This window comes from Virgibacillus natechei, from assembly GCF_026013645.1.
Taxonomy (GTDB): Bacteria; Bacillota; Bacilli; order Bacillales; family Amphibacillaceae; genus Virgibacillus_L; species Virgibacillus_L natechei.
Genome location: NZ_CP110224.1, coordinates 965128 through 980270, shown reverse-complemented (window position 1 = coordinate 980270; position 15143 = coordinate 965128). Strand labels below are relative to the sequence as shown.

The window sequence follows — 15143 nt, the reverse complement described above, 5'->3', positions numbered from 1 at the left end:
CTATCAGATAAATGCAAATAAGGCAATCCACCTAAGACCTTGGCGAATGCCAAGGCCTCTAATTCACATCAACTCTTTGTTATTCTCTTTATCCATTTTATGGTTCAATTCTCTAAGCTCGCGCAATATCTCCCGTTGGTTTGCAATCATTTCTTTTCGTTGCTGCAAGGCTTTTTCATCATCCATAGAATGATTGTTATGGTAGCCTGCATCCTGCTCTTTGAAAAAATCACTAATTTTTTTTAAGACAATAAATAACAATCCGACGCCTATTGCTATAATTATTACATATATCATAAATTCCATATATAGCAACTCCCTCGTTCTATAATTCCATTTTTAGAAAACCTGGCTTTTGCCAAGGAAATCACCCTCGCTATATTTCCAATACTGGTACTCTATTATTCTATCAAATATACGGTCCTTTCTGCACAGGAAAAATACGTAAATTACCCAAGTCCTCCGACTGGACTTGGGGTGGTAGGAAAGCGCGTTAATTCTTTAATTTGAAATTCCGTCTACAACGTCATATCCTCGTTCCTCTAAAAGCCCTACAATACTCTCATCTCCGACTAGATGCAGGGCACCAACAACGATGAAATACGTTTCTTCGTCATTGGAAGGCTCGGTTAAGAAGTCTTCAATTTGATCTGCCATATCTAAGTCACGTTCATCCATTGCTATTTGATCGTAGCCATCGTCAAAGTTTCGCAACTCCGTAAATACCTCTTCATTACCCGAACGCCAAAGTCGCATCATTTGTGTTAATTCTTCTCCATAATTATCAAGTTCAGCTATTGTTGCTTCTAAACTATCAACTTGTTCTTCTTCTGGAGAAGAACTTAAAAATTCTATCTGCTTTTCAAGCGATTCTAGACTAGTAATGGGCATGTCCTCTTCATTTGCTTTGTCCATAAAGTACATGTCAATTCCATATTCAGCTGTAAAATTGGTCTGATCCATAGCCACTTCAGCTAACATCATCGATACAAACCAAGGTTTGAATTGATCGATCATCTGCTCAGGAATACCAAAGGCGGATAAATACGCTACTATTTCCTCATAGCTTTCCTCACTGATTTGATCTGACAAAGCGGATCCGTCCATATACATCCCTTGCTGCATGATCGTCTGAGAAGACTCAATTTCATTTATATCTGAAATATCTATTTCAACGGCTAAGTGGTCCGCGCTATCAAAAGCTGTTTCAATATCCTCATGAAGTGGATAGAGGTCCTCATCACCAGCATGAATAGAGCCCAATAAGTACGCTGTTCGATCGCCTTCTTCGACTTGATAGAAAACACCTTCAGAAGGACCTTCATGTTCGTCAAAAGAAAGACGTACGCTAGCATCCAATTCCAACCCTTGCTCCTCAAGTTCTTCGATTGTTTGCCAATTTGTATCATTCTCATCAGCTGTGATATAAACAGTCCCCAGATGTACATTCTCGAGTTGATCCAATGATGATAATGGAGATAGATCCTCTATTTCGTTTCCAGCAAGGTTTAGACTCTCTAGTGTTTGTAAAGATTGAATACCTTCTAAGTTGGTAATGTTCGAATTGTCGGCGTCCAAACTATCAATCGTTGCCAAGTTTTCTTCTGTAACATCTTCAGACTCCATTCCAAGTTCTTCTAAAACAACTTCCTCCAAAGACTCGTCTTCAAATGAGATCGTTTCACTACTACATGCACTCACCAGTAGCAAAAGAAAAAACATACCTATCAGATTAATTTTTTTGAACGTCATATTAAGTTCTCCTCCATTTTTATATACTGCATTTATTATTTTACTGAAAAATTTTACAATATGAAAGAGGAATCTCCTAATGAGACTCCTCTAATTTAGCAGATAAAATTACCTTCTGCATGAACCACTTGGAAATCCAGACTGGAGTTATTCATTTTTAGTGATTCTTCTTTTTTGTTGATCGTCATTGAAATATCAACATCAGATCCTTTTTTATAACTTCAATTAGCGCGGCTTCCAAAAATAATAGTCTTTTCAATTTCCGTGAACTGCACTAATGCTCTATAGAAAAATTCAATATCCCTCTCTAATAATCCACACATAACTATCATTACTCTGAAAGCTTTTTATGTAATGATAGAGGGGCGTATATTTGTTTGATTTCAAGAATAAATTTATCAGCTAGTGCTTCGTCATACGTGTGGGTTGTTAAATTCCGTTTCGACAGAGCATCTATCCAAGCATGACCATCCTCTATCAAACCATTTTGAAATGCCTGCTTTAACGTTTCTCTAGGGCTTTTTATAACATACCCCTTCGCCTCCAAGTAGTCCTTTAAAACTTTACAAGCTAGTTCAAATGTCATTTCAAAAAATTCAAGCCTGCTTTTTCTATTTCGTTTGCTATAGGCTGTTTTGAATATTTATCTAAGAGTTTGTATGACTTAGAGAAGCTACTAAATCTTTGTCTCCAGTGTGTATCTAAATCTCCCTGCCCATTTTTAGTGATATAAACTGGCATACCTATGGCAAAATTCCGATATTTCACTATAGTTATTTCTTAAATCTGAATTTGATCTTATTGATGGGTATAACTTACATCTCCTGATTATAGTACCGATATTATATCATTATTTTGATACATTCTCATGTCAAAACGAAAGAAAAAATCTCAAGTTATATTGGATCAAATCCAGAATTATGTTGAATTAAGCAGTCATACACCTGATGATGCAACACTTGTATTGGAAAAAGGGAAAACGGACTTTGCTGCAATTGGACGAGCTATCGTAGTTGATCCACATTGGGTTGAAAAAGTAGAAGATAATAGGGAAGAAACAATTCGTGCTGACATCTACACCTCTAACATTTTTAGATCTCTATTCAATGAATAAACCAACTGCTCACCATTTTAGTAGCTTATAAATTCACCACAATATTGACAACTAAAAGTCACACTGTTATGGTTATACACATAGGTATATAACTGTATTAGCAGATAACCTAAAGGAGGGCCGTCATGAAAAATCTTTTCAATGAAGACAAACCTATCTATAAGCAAGTTCGTGAACAAATTGAAGATCAGATTATTAATAAACAATTGCACCCCAACGATCAGGCACCTTCTACAAATCAGTTAGTAAGTTTCTATAAAATCAACCATGCCACAGTTTCTAAGGGGATCAATCAACTGATAGAAGAGGAAATACTTTATAAGAAAAGGGGAATTGGTATGTTTGTCACTGAAGGATCCAGAGAAAAATTACTCGATAAACGACGCGAATTATTTATTGAAGATTACATCGTCACACTCGTTCAAGAAGCCAACAAATTAGAAATTACAAATGAGGAAATCCTTAAGTTTATTAAAAAAGTTAAAGGAAGTGAAAAATAATGCATATTGAGGCAAAGAACCTTCATCTCGCATATGGGAGCGATCAAATCTTGCATGATATAAACGTTGAAATAACCGAACCAAAAATCTATGGCTTACTCGGTAGAAATGGCGCAGGTAAAACATCCCTCCTTTCCCTATTTGGTTCATTTCGTGAACCTACGTCCGGTAAATTATTGATGGATGGCGAGGAACCATTTGAAAATGCCGGGATCATGCAACAGGTAACTTTTATGTACAACAAGGACTTTACTGGAGAAACTGATCCTCCATCAAGTGTCATAAAACATATAAAACGCTACCGTCCAAATTTTAATTTAGATTATGCAGAAGAGCTATTAAAAAAATTCAAGCTTGAAGAAAAAAAGCCACTTCAAAAACTATCTACAGGGAAGCAATCTGCTTTTAACGTCGTTGTCGGATTAGCGAGCAGATCACCGATTACCATTTTTGATGAAGTATATCTTGGAATGGATGCACCAGCTCGAGATTTATTTTATAAAGAACTATTAAAAGAACAAGAAATCCATCCACGAATCATGATTTTATCTACACATCTCGTTTCTGAAATGGATTATTTATTTGATGAGGTAATCATTATTAACGAAGGGAATCTACTCCTTCACGAATCATACGATGACTTAGTATCTCGTGGAGTGACCGTGGTTGGAAATAAACTGGCAGTTGATGCATTTGCTAAAGATAAAGAAGTATTAAATGAAGAACAATTAGGTGATACAAGATCAATAACACTTTACGGTGCCTTAAGTGAAGCTGATAAAGCTTCTGCAAAAGAGCAAGGGCTTAATATTGGTCCTGTCTCACTCCAGGATTTATTTATTCAACTAACAAAGGAGGAGCATTAATGAAACCAGTATCTTTTACTAAAACCGGCTTGGATTTATTGTTCATACAATTTACATGGACACTTTGGGCTCTTGGGATTTTCCTTCTCATAGATGTTGTAAAAATGATCTTTCAGTCAAATGTAGATTTGCTTTATAGTTCTGGCTATATCGCAAGTAACATTTATATGCTTGTTATTGGGATTATTGTAATTAGTTTCCTTACCTACTTTGTGGAAAATGGAATCACAAGGACAAATTATTTTTATGGAAATGTGATTGCAAGTATTGGTTTATCCATTATTATCCCGATTATACTCTATGTTCTTAGCCTTATAGAAAAGTTTATAGTAAATCAATTTACCAACATTGTTTTAAATGAAAATACACTGGAAGATGTTGTGGTTGATGTTGATGGAAATATCATCGGAGAGATCATTCAGGCTATGATCCTTTCACCGTTTATTAGTCCAGAATCAAATCTACTACTATCACTTGCTTTATTTAGCCTGAATATATTGGTGTTTTATATTATTGGCTGGTTGATTGGAGCGGCTTTTAAACGTTTAGGTGTTATTGGTGGAATATTATTTATTGCAATTGGTATTGCCCTTATTGCAGTTAAAGATTCCATGATACGATTAGCAATGGATATACCACTATTTGAAAGCTTTGCCTTTTTAGATATTGTCCCAGAAGCATTAGCTCTTCCGTTAGTTTTTGTAGTCATTGTAGCAACGTTTATGATGATACGTCTATTAACTAAACGAGCACCAATAGATATATAATAAGAAAAACTCAGCTACCACCTCGTCTTTCCAGAGGGTGGAAGCCAGGGGTCGGATTGGTAGAAATCGGCGAAATAGCCGATTTCGCTATCTAGGGAATAAGTATCTTTGAACAAAGGCGCTGGAGCTGGACGTGGCTATTCCAATATATAAGTTATCCACAGCATTTAAATTCTATAGTTTCCCACTAGCGTTGCATAAAAAAGTTTTGAAAAAGTCAACTATTAAATTTCAGGCCCAATAACGGATGTCTCAATTTTCTGATATATACTTTGTTTTATTTATGAAAAAAAGACAATAGGCGCTAAAGGTAGCCCTTCATCAATTTTCTGAATTTTATATACTATTCATTAAATAATTGGATCATATAGTTGATCATCTAAGTGCAAAACATCTCCAGATTCGTATTGTGCTAAGGTTTCTTCAAAGATTTTTTCGTGCTCTTGCCGTCGTCTTCCACTGGATGTGCGTTCAGGTGCCTTGAATACGTTGGAAATAAAAGTTGTCATTGATTTAGACCAGCAATCACTAATCCAGTGAAGCATTTGCATAAGTGTACCTTTATAGCCTATTTTGTTTTTCATCAAAAGCGTTAAGCAGAACACAATCATAGCTAAGTATAGTTGGTTATATACGGCATTTTCACTTTTTCCATACAACTTTTTGATAATGAGATGTTGCTTTACCCATTTGAAAAAAAGTTCAATTTGCCAGCGATTACGATAAATATCACTGATTTCCTGTGCACTCAGTTTCGCATCATTACACACAATTCTAATTTGATTTCCTTCACTGTCTCGTGTTTCTACTAATTGAACTGGTTTTTTCATGTTTCCCATTTTCACGATGGCATGACGGGTGATTGGAGAAGAACTGTCAACGGGTAATTCTTCGATTACATGTACCACCGTATTCTTTTTAATGCGTGTAGCAAAACGAATATTATTTTTCGAGTAATCGTCAAATTTATCAAAGTTGAAATAGCCTCGATCCCATACATGAAGCACGTTTTTATCCGGCACAATCAATGCATCCAGCTGTGTTTCATCTGCAGGTCTTGCCGGTGTAAGAATAACTTTATTTGGGTAAGAAAGATCATCGCAAAAGGAAATGGAGGTATGCATCTTCACCCCAGCTTTTGTATCTCGAAAATCTGCCCACTCATATTGACTCAGACACATTGAAATGGTTGATGAATCAATCAGATGAAGCTTTCCAAGTTCTTTGCTTACCATTCTCGGTCCAAGTGTATGGTGCAGTTTTTGAATTAAATGATGGAGGATTACCTCAAACATTTCGTGTGGGATCTCCCTATTTTTTCGAGAAAGTTGTGATTTACTAATACTTTCTATGCCCACTAATCTTTGAACTGTTTTCTGACGTTTAATCGTGTCACTTACTCGCTGAAGATTATCTAGTTCTTTTAGTTGTGCATAGATAAAAGTTTTCGTATATGCCAGTACATCGAACTTTTTGACATACTTATCAAGCCCAACGTGGTCAATCATTTTTTGAATTACTTTTGAATCTAATGGATGAATGTATTCCTTGAATACAGTTTTTATGGTATTATTGTCCATGGTTGCTCCTTATAATTAGGGATTTGGACAGGACTACCATACCCTAATTATAAGGTTTTTTTATGCATTTTTAAAGTGAAAATTACCATTATTCTTAATTTTCAACTAGATAAATCGCTTGACTTTTGTATGAAAAGTTTATGCAACGCTAGTGAAGATAAAATAAAAAAAATAACAGTAAATAATACACCGCTCAATAATATTCTTGAAGATTTTTCTCCTTTCTTCTTGAAGAACAATCCCATAATTATGGTATAAAATATCCCTGTAATCAAAGAAGAAGTAATTGTTTCTATGATCAAATTGAATCCTGCTCTCTGTCAATTTTTCTCGATAATCTGGCCCGATAAAGTAATAGTTGCCTCATTTCTTATTCCGCGAAAGCGCCCGTTTGTAGCAATTTTTACTTTGTTTTTTATTAGATTCTGTTAAAGTTTATAGTATGAATTATTCAATGCTTTTCCGATTCTTTCGATTATAAATAAATTGTTTGATGGAAAACTTAATTAAGTAATAGATAGCACCTACAATTGCCACTACTAATGCTACGAAACTTAACGTCATCATAAATCCCCCAATAGCAGTTTGCAGGACATTATTCAAGATAAGAGTCGCAACCGCATAAACAATCCCTAAAATCAAAATAGTTTTTTTGCTCATCTTAAAACCTCCTTATTGCTTTTCAATAACACGAAAAACCTACTTAAAGGCTGATATTTGCTTGTTACGGCATTTTAAATGTTTTCAAATTTAACTACTAAGCCCACACATTGCATTTTAAGCACCTTGCCTTAGCAATTTATTCAACAATATGGCCCGATTGAGGCACAATGCTTATTCCTGACTGACCTCCGATTGCTGCATTCTTTTTTATAATAATTGATCGCAAATTCTTGAATGGTGAATAACAGTAATACTAATACCCACATTGATCCCTGTATGTATCATACGGTATGCTCGCTATGAAATTGTGATATAAATGGAGAATAAGCCATCCGATTGGAAATGCACCAAGTGCATATTTAGATGAATAAGCTAATATTTGTTCTTTTTCATCCTTAGATTCATCACTTCTAGAAAATTTAAAATACATTACAAGAGCATATATAAAGATTGGTAGTACCAATGCACCAATAATAAGCATTAATTGTATCCTCCTCCTTTTAAGAAAATATTATTCCGTTGAATGGCCCTTTAAAGCATTATCAGGCGCAGCTTTATTCCAGATTTGCGCCCGTTAGCGCAATAATTTTAATTAGTAATAATAATTCTTTCCCTCACCCTAACCATTGGCCATAATAAGCCATAACTCCTAAGATTGCTCCAAACACGGCACCAGCCAATAGACTTATTACAGTTGATTTTTTTGGTTTCATACTATTTTCTTCCAAGCCAAACTCCTCCCTTCTTTCATTGCTCTGGTATACTACATATAATGGCCCTATTGCGGCACAACATATTTATTCGGTTATCGTCAGCAATAGGTAAGCGTTTGAAGTTATCTCCAGCTTTTCCCCTGCTCCACACGGAACGTGCAAGTTTCCCCGCATTCCGCGCTCCATCTAACTGAATCTACTAGATGATAAGTTCCTCGTTACCTTCAAGCAAGAAGGCCATCGCCTAAATGCCTTTTGCTTGAAAGCTCGCACTGTGGAAAATCCCACGTTCCTACCCGATCGGTGCGATGCACGCTTGGAAAACCATCGTTCCATTCGCTAGACTTGGGGCTGTTCCTCCACTCCCATTACAAGAGATTCCTGAGTCATGCCCTTACCCTCACAAGGATAAATGCCTTTCAGCTTTTGCCTTATGGCAACCGTTTCGGATAACAGTCCTTGTTTCAACGTTCCTTGCTTTCCAAGTCCCTTACAACGTAGCTATACGTTCTAAACGTAGGTGCTTCCTGTAAGCCTGTGAGCTGGATACCGCCTTTGTTCGGTATAGCGTATTTCAGAGGGCGCATTTTTACTTTACACCACTCACGTCATCGTTGGATGACCCATAAGTTTCCTTATGTTCAAACTTTAGACCCTTAAATTCAGAAGTTTGTCAGTCCCTTTTCAGCGGAACATTCTCACCTTATCTAGTTTTTCAGCCGTGCGGCATATCCGTTGGCATACCTTTTCTTTTCAGAATGGCTTCAGCCTTCGTTCTGCCGAATCTACCTGTACTTCAAACCCTATGACCTGTCAGCCATAACGCATGCAGGAGTTTTGACGGGTTGGTTTCGGGAAACGTGGTTCCATCATTCCCATCCTCCGTTGTAAAGTTGAAATTATTTTATTTCCTGTTTTTCACGCTACAAAGCGTTTATAACAGAACTTGTCGAGCGGCACCCGTTAGTTGAATAGTGAAATACTTTCAATTCTAATGTTCTTTATCTTGTAATACTAAAAACGCTTCTAAATTTGGAGATTGATTATATTTAATTGAAGCTTGACTATCCTTTTTAATGATGGCTTTTGTTAAATCAATGTGATTTATACTGGCAATTGCCATTGCGTAATGTATGACATCAACTAACTCTTTTTCTAAAGGAGTATCCCCAGAAATTTCCTTTCGACCTTCTAGCTGGTTTAGCACCTCTGCTACCTCGCCAACTTCTTCTACAAGTTTCATAAATAAAGCAGATGAAGAGCGTCCTTCTTTATATTTTAATGCTAGGTAGTTCTGGAACTCTTGGAATGTTAATTGTTTCATAAGAACCCTCACTTTTAATATTATTTTTCTCATTAAAAATTCAACACAAAGTAGCATATTACCTTTTCTTTTTATATAGTGCAGATTGCCATTGCCTTAAATTACAGCATTTATAATGCTATAATTTCACTATTCTTCCCCATTAGTTAATCAAAGTGCAAATTTCCTTGTTCAACAATTGCACCCTATAGTTGAATTAAAATAATCTACCTACTAAGTTATAAGGATTTACCTCCCAAGTTTCATAAGGAATGAAATTTTTGGCTTTCATACAATCAATTGTGCGAGACTTCATATGCGGGCGAGTTATGTAACTATCAATATTTTCCTCAGTTAGTTTAATGAATTTAGCCTCTTTAATTTCTTCTGGTTGAATTTTTATGTCTCCACTAACATATTTCGCCTTAAAAACCACAGATAATAAATGTTTCGTAGTATTGTAATACAATCCTGTTATTCCAATAGGTGCGATAACTATTCCTGTTTCCTCTAATATTTCTCTACATACAGCTTTATCAAGAGGTTCTCCCTCTTCCACCTGTCCTCCTGGAGCTTCCCAAGTATCAGACCGCCAATGTGTCTTGACTAATAGAGTTTCTTCATTTTCGTTAGTAACATTAGCAGAAACTGCAATTATATGTTTTGGTGTCGTATCCATTATACATTCCCCCAAAGTTTGTTAATAACATTCTTTTGCAATCCTTTTTTTATACTTGTTCTTCAACTCTCTTGGGCTATAGTTGAACAAGGATGCGATTCCTTCTTCAAGGAAAGCACCCGTTAGCACAATAAGGGACAACTTTTATTAGTTTCTTAATTGAACAAAGCTAATATTAGTAAAAAATCAATTCTTTTTGTTCAAAGGTAATATAGGCTCTTCTTCGCTATATCTGGAATAGGTCCAACCTTTATTACTTACATCTGTACACTTCTCATCAATACAAGTAAATATATATGTTTCCTTCTCCGTTTGAACTTGAATCTCGTAATGATGAATAGAAGATGGATTACTTACATTAAATCGACTAACACCTTGTTCAATAGCATAAACCGTTTCTCTTGTAGCAATCTCTTGATATTCCTCATTATCAATTACCATTTTTGTCATCTCAGCTAAAATATCTCTGTCTTCTGAATCGGGGGTATAGGTGCTTTCTATAAAACTGGAAACTCCAAAATAAACATTTAATATCAAGCTAAAGGAAAGGATAATGACAAGAACAATTAACAACTTCTTTTTCATTGATATACCTCACTTTTAAAATAATTATGAATTGATTTCTAATATTTAACCACTTTACCGTTCGCTTGAATAAGCAAGAAGTATTATCGTTCTTTAAGAAAAGCACCCGTTTGTTGAAGAATTCACATTGTTCCATCATCACCATAATCAATTTATAGATTAGGTAGCATCTTTTTTAATATCCTAATTTGTCCCCTATGGTTGATTTCGTCTTCGAAGGTATGGAACCAAATAAAATAATTATTGGATGAATTGTTATCCCAAACCGCTTCTTCGTATAACCACTTGTCATTTCTTTTTTTAAACTCTTCTAAGGTTCTGTTACGAACCTTTTCCAATTTCTCGATATAAAACTCTAAAGGATTACCTTTAATCTCATTTCTTCCTAAATCATCAAGTTGATAGGCAGCTCCCCATTCTTCAATCTCTTGAGTATTAGGCTTTCTCCTATCGAATAACTCAACTTGAAATCCAAACTCAACAGCAGCTATATGTAGCAATAATGCCCCAATTGAATTACCCCCTTTATTTGGCAAAAAATCTAACTGCTCAACAGTTAACCCTCTAACCTCATTTAATGTTGTAAATCTAGCATATTCCATCATAGAAACCAACTGCCCAATTTGTGGTGAATATCCTTGAATTTCCTCAATTTTAAATGTCTTAAGTTCTTTGAATTTATTAAGTACGTCCATATTCGTTATCCCCCTAATCACTACATAAAACATACTTTCTTGTTCAACTAACCTGCACCGTTAGTTTAAGTGTAATCGCTCACAATCTCTGTATTTATTCTAACATAAATACCTATATTCCTTTAAATGTATTTACTAAATATTGCAATTAACATTTAAATTCACACCATAAATCAAAATAAAATCACACACACTACAATAAATATTTCACTGTTGTGAATTATTCTGTGAATAGATAATAAAACTCTTCTAATCCTTGATATACCAATAAAAAACACACGAGATTTCCCTTGTGAAAATCCGTGTGTTTTATAATGTGTTTTTAATGTTTGCACCTCTGAAGTGAACCCGTTGTTCACATTAACTGAGCTGTTTTATTTTTGTGCTAAAACCTCACCACAAAGTAATGTTTTTTAATGCATAAATTTCCTGTTAATTAACCTGTTAAAAATGGTCTAAAAGCGCTGCTAATTTAGACAACAAAATTAAAGATTTACGTGAGAAAAAATTAGAGTATGTTAATTTATACACTGATAAAGTAATAACCAAGGAAGAGTTAATTGATTATAGAGAGTTAACCGATCAAACTCTTACGAAATTGAATTTGGAGAAAACTCAACTTCAACACAATATTGAAGAATGTACAAATGAAGACTATGTTATAGATTTAGAAAATAAGTTAAAGGAGTTTTTCTTACTTAAACGACCACCTGCTAAAGCAGGTGGATTTGGACATAAATGTCGGCGACTAAAGTCGCTATTCAGGCTGAAGTCCTGCTCAAAGTCCTTAAGCTGAAGCATATTCAAAATATGACTAAACTCATTCTTCAATCTTGAATATGTCGTCCTTGCCTTCATTGAATTGATTGGCTATATAATTTCTTATTATCTCATCTGTTACCGTTCCAACTGTGGCACAAAAGTATCCTCTTGCCCACAAATGCTGACCCCAATAGCGCTTCTTCAGTTCTGGAAATTCATCCTGTAATAATCTTGATGACCTGCCTTTTAGATACTGCAAAACTTTACTTGGAGCAATACTCGGTGGGCAGGATAACAATAAGTGAATATGGTCTTTACCGACACTTCCTTGCAAAATTGTAATTCCTCTTGCTTCACAACCCTGTCTAATCAATTCCCTTGTCCTTACTGCTATGTGCCCCCGTAATATCTTATATCTATATTTTGTTACCCATATTACGTGATACTTGATATCATACACTGCATGACCACTTTTTCGATATCCGTCCATACTATTCACCTCACACTTCAAGTATGGACATTTAAGGATAGGGCTAAAAGCGGATACCGTCTAAAGACGGTGGAGTTAGACCACGTATTTGTAAGTTAAAGATCTAACTCCTCAAATTTTACATTCATTAGTTGAGAAGATTACCTGCAGCACAGATGGAAATATTCGGATTTACTATAACTTCGTAAATCCCTTCCAAAAAACATAAAAGGCAACACCCGTAAGGGTTAGTTGCCTTCTTTTAAAATGAGTTGCGAGATACACTCTACGTGATTCGTCTGTGGAAACATATCAACTGGCTGGACTTCTTGGGTCTCATATCCACCGTCTTCCAATATGCGCAAGTCTCTAGCTAATGTTGATGGGTTACATGATACGTAAACGATCCGCTTCGGTTGCATATCAGTCATCGCTTTTAACAGCTCTTCATCACAGCCCTTACGTGGCGGGTCCACTACAATGACGTCTGGGTTTAGTCCTTGTGCTTTCCACTTTGGCATGACTTTTTCTGCTTCTCCAACGTGGAATTCCGCATTTGTGATGTCGTTTAATTCTGCATTCATCTTTGCATCATTTATTGCTTCAGGAACGACTTCGACACCATAGACCTTTTTGGCTTTTTGAGCTAGAAATAAAGAAATACTTCCAATCCCGCAGTAAGCATCGATTACGGTATCATTGCTATCGATCTTCGCGTATTCCAATGCTTTATCATATAGAATTTTCGTCTGTGGGGGATTAACTTGGTAAAATGATTTTGCTGAGATTGCAAAACGGATATCACCAATCGTGTCGTAAATATAATCCTCTCCCCATAAACGTTTTATTTCTTGACCGAAGATTACATTCGTTTGTTTGTTATTGACGTTATGCATGATCGATTTCACATGTGGATAGGTTTCTGTAATTTCTTTGATCAATTGCTCCTTATGTGGTAACTTTTCCGTGCGTGTAATGAGAACGATCATCGTATCATTTGTTTCTCTTCCTGTTCGGACCATAATGTGACGCAATACACCACGATGCCCTTTTTCATCATATGCCCGAATGCCTAACCGACTCGCTATACGACGAACGGCCTCCACCATTCGATCATTCACTTCGTCTTGAACCACACATGTATCCTGATCTTCAATAATCGCATGACTTCGTTTCTGATAAAAACCGGTTATCAGTTCGCCGTCCTTTTCACCTACAGGAATTTGTACCTTATTACGATAGCGCCACGGATCTTCCATGCCAATAGTCGAATGGACAGGTACATGATCCAGATGTGCGATCTTGCGCATCACGCTTTTCACCTGATTTTGTTTCATATCAAGCTGCAGGTCATAGCTCATATGCTGGATTTGACAGCCACCACATTTATAAAAAACGTCGCAAGGAGGCTCTACGCGCTCAGGACTTGGATTTTTCACTTCAAGCAATTTCCCAAAGCCAAAATTTTTATTTACTTTAATAACCTTCACTTGCGCTTCCTCACCAGGCAAACCATAGGGTACGAATAATGGATAGCCATCAATCTTTCCCACACCATTTCCTTCATGTGTGAGATCTTCAAAGCTAAGCGTAATTGTTTCATTCTTTTTAACCGGTGCTGATTGTTTAGCCATTTTTTAATCTTCCTTTACGTTGACAAGTGATTATTATCTTATCATATCTTTTACCATAATAGCATTCCTACGCGTTTAAATGAAAAAATGCACCGCGAAATACGGTGCATTTTTTTACTTAATGAAACACTACTTCAATTCGAATGTTTCTTTTTCGATAAATATATCTGGTAATAGAATTTCAATATGCTGTTGTAGATTCAAAAATTCCCCAGGCAATAATCCGCCATATTCACCATCTATATTCAATTGCATCTTTTCATCAGTCGATACTTTTATATCTTTTGCCTGTGCATAGATAATATTCTCACTCTCCAAGTGGAGACCACGCTGTGCAAGTGTCGCAATTCGAATAAACTCAGCTAAATTTATTTTGCGTAAGATCAGTAAATCAAAGTAACCATCGTCCATTCTAGCATTTGGTGCAAGTTTCTCAAAACCACCAACTGAATTCGTGTTCGCTACTAAAAATAACATGATTTCTTCATCGATTACGTTTCCATCATATTCGATTTGTGCACGTATTGGTTTTAAGGAGGGAAGCATTTCGATCCCTTTCATATAATAAGCAAGATGACCAAGCATTGTCTTTAACTTACTTGGGACCTCATAGGTGAGCTCGGTAAGTTTACCACCACCCGCTATATTCATGAAGTAATGATTATTCACTTTACCAATATCCAAAAACTTCGATTGATCAGCTAAAATAATATCAACTGCTTTGTTGATGTCGCGCGGGATATTTAATGCACGAGCAAAATCATTCGTCGTACCTCCTGGTATAATGCCAAGTTTAGGGCGATGTTCCTGCTCTGCCATTCCATTAATAACTTCATTAATTGTGCCATCCCCACCTGCAACAACGATCAGGTCATACCTTCTATCAACAGCTACTTTCGCGGCCTCTGTGGCATCCCCTTCGCTAGTCGTTGCATGTGTCGATGTTTCATACCCTGCCACTTCAAAACGCTCCAAAACAGTTGGTAATTCCTTTTTAAATGACTCTCGACCAGATGTCGGATTATAGATGATCCGTGCATTCCTCATTACGTTTCCTCCCC

At 36.0% G+C, this 15143-nt stretch carries 17 protein-coding genes; 4 read left to right on the top strand and 13 right to left on the bottom strand.

Annotated features, from left to right (window positions below; genetic code table 11):
- Positions 1 to 63: 63 nt before the first annotated feature.
- From OLD84_RS05295 to OLD84_RS05285, 3 genes are all read right to left on the bottom strand, one after another.
- Positions 64 to 306 (bottom strand): hypothetical protein, encoded by a 243-nt coding sequence (locus tag OLD84_RS05295; protein WP_209463772.1) that lies wholly within the window; start codon positions 304 to 306, stop codon positions 64 to 66.
- Between the two features lie 195 nt (positions 307 to 501).
- The gene (locus OLD84_RS05290) at positions 502 to 1752 is read right to left on the bottom strand and encodes a TraB/GumN family protein (protein ID WP_209463773.1); all 1251 of its coding nucleotides are present in this window, start codon (positions 1750 to 1752) and stop codon (positions 502 to 504) included.
- 331 nt (positions 1753 to 2083) lie between these two features.
- The gene (locus OLD84_RS05285) at positions 2084 to 2338 is read right to left on the bottom strand and encodes an HI0074 family nucleotidyltransferase substrate-binding subunit (protein ID WP_245301622.1); all 255 of its coding nucleotides are present in this window, start codon (positions 2336 to 2338) and stop codon (positions 2084 to 2086) included.
- A gap of 282 nt (positions 2339 to 2620) precedes the next feature.
- On the opposite strand from OLD84_RS05285, the gene OLD84_RS05280 reads away from it, so the two are divergent.
- From OLD84_RS05280 to OLD84_RS05265, 4 genes are all read left to right on the top strand, one after another.
- The gene (locus OLD84_RS05280; RefSeq protein ID WP_209463774.1) at positions 2621 to 2866 is read left to right on the top strand and encodes a hypothetical protein; all 246 of its coding nucleotides are present in this window, start codon (positions 2621 to 2623) and stop codon (positions 2864 to 2866) included.
- 125 nt (positions 2867 to 2991) lie between these two features.
- Positions 2992 to 3366 carry a GntR family transcriptional regulator gene (locus tag OLD84_RS05275; RefSeq protein WP_209463775.1) on the top strand — a complete coding sequence of 125 codons (375 nt, stop codon included), beginning with the start codon at positions 2992 to 2994 and terminating at the stop codon, positions 3364 to 3366.
- Positions 3366 to 4232: an ATP-binding cassette domain-containing protein gene (locus OLD84_RS05270; RefSeq protein WP_209463776.1), complete on the top strand. Its 867-nt coding sequence runs from the start codon at positions 3366 to 3368 to the stop codon at positions 4230 to 4232. Before OLD84_RS05275 ends, OLD84_RS05270 begins: the two co-directional genes overlap by 1 nt.
- Positions 4232 to 4999: a hypothetical protein gene (locus OLD84_RS05265; protein ID WP_209463777.1), complete on the top strand. Its 768-nt coding sequence runs from the start codon at positions 4232 to 4234 to the stop codon at positions 4997 to 4999. Before OLD84_RS05270 ends, OLD84_RS05265 begins: the two co-directional genes overlap by 1 nt.
- A 350-nt stretch (positions 5000 to 5349) precedes the next feature.
- On the opposite strand, the gene OLD84_RS05260 is transcribed toward OLD84_RS05265, so the two are convergent.
- The 10 genes from OLD84_RS05260 to OLD84_RS05215 form a co-directional block, all read right to left on the bottom strand.
- Positions 5350 to 6579: an IS4 family transposase gene (locus OLD84_RS05260; protein WP_264917289.1), complete on the bottom strand. Its 1230-nt coding sequence runs from the start codon at positions 6577 to 6579 to the stop codon at positions 5350 to 5352.
- A gap of 447 nt (positions 6580 to 7026) precedes the next feature.
- Positions 7027 to 7239, bottom strand: coding sequence for a hypothetical protein (locus OLD84_RS05255; protein WP_209463534.1), 213 nt, complete (start codon positions 7237 to 7239; stop codon positions 7027 to 7029).
- A gap of 256 nt (positions 7240 to 7495) precedes the next feature.
- A complete protein-coding gene (locus OLD84_RS05250; RefSeq protein WP_209463535.1) occupies positions 7496 to 7723 on the bottom strand; it encodes a hypothetical protein in 228 nt (75 codons plus the stop codon).
- 1223 nt (positions 7724 to 8946) lie between these two features.
- Positions 8947 to 9279: a MazG nucleotide pyrophosphohydrolase domain-containing protein gene (locus OLD84_RS05245; protein WP_209463536.1), complete on the bottom strand. Its 333-nt coding sequence runs from the start codon at positions 9277 to 9279 to the stop codon at positions 8947 to 8949.
- A 196-nt stretch (positions 9280 to 9475) separates the two neighbouring features.
- Positions 9476 to 9937, bottom strand: coding sequence for an NUDIX hydrolase (locus OLD84_RS05240; RefSeq protein WP_209463537.1), 462 nt, complete (start codon positions 9935 to 9937; stop codon positions 9476 to 9478).
- A gap of 186 nt (positions 9938 to 10123) precedes the next feature.
- Entirely contained in the window at positions 10124 to 10522 is a 399-nt protein-coding gene (locus OLD84_RS05235; RefSeq protein WP_209463538.1) for a hypothetical protein, read from the bottom strand.
- A 152-nt stretch (positions 10523 to 10674) separates the two neighbouring features.
- On the bottom strand, positions 10675 to 11217 hold the full coding sequence (locus OLD84_RS05230; protein ID WP_209463539.1) for a DinB family protein: 543 nt from the start codon (positions 11215 to 11217) through the stop codon (positions 10675 to 10677).
- An 820-nt stretch (positions 11218 to 12037) separates the two neighbouring features.
- Positions 12038 to 12469: an IS200/IS605 family transposase gene (gene tnpA / locus OLD84_RS05225; RefSeq protein ID WP_209463540.1), complete on the bottom strand. Its 432-nt coding sequence runs from the start codon at positions 12467 to 12469 to the stop codon at positions 12038 to 12040.
- A 227-nt stretch (positions 12470 to 12696) separates the two neighbouring features.
- Complete coding sequence (gene rlmD, locus OLD84_RS05220) at positions 12697 to 14082, bottom strand: 23S rRNA (uracil(1939)-C(5))-methyltransferase RlmD (protein ID WP_209463541.1); 1386 nt, start codon at positions 14080 to 14082, stop codon at positions 12697 to 12699.
- Positions 14083 to 14211: 129 nt separating this feature from the next.
- Complete coding sequence (locus tag OLD84_RS05215; RefSeq protein WP_209463542.1) at positions 14212 to 15129, bottom strand: diacylglycerol kinase; 918 nt, start codon at positions 15127 to 15129, stop codon at positions 14212 to 14214.
- Positions 15130 to 15143: the final 14 nt, after the last annotated feature.

What these genes read in the sequence shown, in the direction of transcription:
- OLD84_RS05240 (WP_209463537.1), bottom strand. Translation starts at nt 9,937, where the DNA reads ATGGATACGACACCAAAACATATAATTGCAGTTTCTGCTAATGTTACT.
- OLD84_RS05275 (WP_209463775.1), top strand. Translation starts at nt 2,992, where the DNA reads ATGAAAAATCTTTTCAATGAAGACAAACCTATCTATAAGCAAGTTCGT.
- OLD84_RS05285 (WP_245301622.1), bottom strand. Translation starts at nt 2,338, where the DNA reads ATGACATTTGAACTAGCTTGTAAAGTTTTAAAGGACTACTTGGAGGCG.
- OLD84_RS05255 (WP_209463534.1), bottom strand. Translation starts at nt 7,239, where the DNA reads ATGAGCAAAAAAACTATTTTGATTTTAGGGATTGTTTATGCGGTTGCG.
- OLD84_RS05260 (WP_264917289.1), bottom strand. Translation starts at nt 6,579, where the DNA reads ATGGACAATAATACCATAAAAACTGTATTCAAGGAATACATTCATCCA.
- OLD84_RS05290 (WP_209463773.1), bottom strand. Translation starts at nt 1,752, where the DNA reads ATGACGTTCAAAAAAATTAATCTGATAGGTATGTTTTTTCTTTTGCTA.
- OLD84_RS05230 (WP_209463539.1), bottom strand. Translation starts at nt 11,217, where the DNA reads ATGGACGTACTTAATAAATTCAAAGAACTTAAGACATTTAAAATTGAG.
- OLD84_RS05280 (WP_209463774.1), top strand. Translation starts at nt 2,621, where the DNA reads ATGTCAAAACGAAAGAAAAAATCTCAAGTTATATTGGATCAAATCCAG.
- OLD84_RS05270 (WP_209463776.1), top strand. Translation starts at nt 3,366, where the DNA reads ATGCATATTGAGGCAAAGAACCTTCATCTCGCATATGGGAGCGATCAA.
- OLD84_RS05250 (WP_209463535.1), bottom strand. Translation starts at nt 7,723, where the DNA reads ATGCTTATTATTGGTGCATTGGTACTACCAATCTTTATATATGCTCTT.
- OLD84_RS05215 (WP_209463542.1), bottom strand. Translation starts at nt 15,129, where the DNA reads ATGAGGAATGCACGGATCATCTATAATCCGACATCTGGTCGAGAGTCA.
- OLD84_RS05295 (WP_209463772.1), bottom strand. Translation starts at nt 306, where the DNA reads ATGGAATTTATGATATATGTAATAATTATAGCAATAGGCGTCGGATTG.
- tnpA (WP_209463540.1), bottom strand. Translation starts at nt 12,469, where the DNA reads ATGGACGGATATCGAAAAAGTGGTCATGCAGTGTATGATATCAAGTAT.
- OLD84_RS05245 (WP_209463536.1), bottom strand. Translation starts at nt 9,279, where the DNA reads ATGAAACAATTAACATTCCAAGAGTTCCAGAACTACCTAGCATTAAAA.
- rlmD (WP_209463541.1), bottom strand. Translation starts at nt 14,082, where the DNA reads ATGGCTAAACAATCAGCACCGGTTAAAAAGAATGAAACAATTACGCTT.
- OLD84_RS05235 (WP_209463538.1), bottom strand. Translation starts at nt 10,522, where the DNA reads ATGAAAAAGAAGTTGTTAATTGTTCTTGTCATTATCCTTTCCTTTAGC.
- OLD84_RS05265 (WP_209463777.1), top strand. Translation starts at nt 4,232, where the DNA reads ATGAAACCAGTATCTTTTACTAAAACCGGCTTGGATTTATTGTTCATA.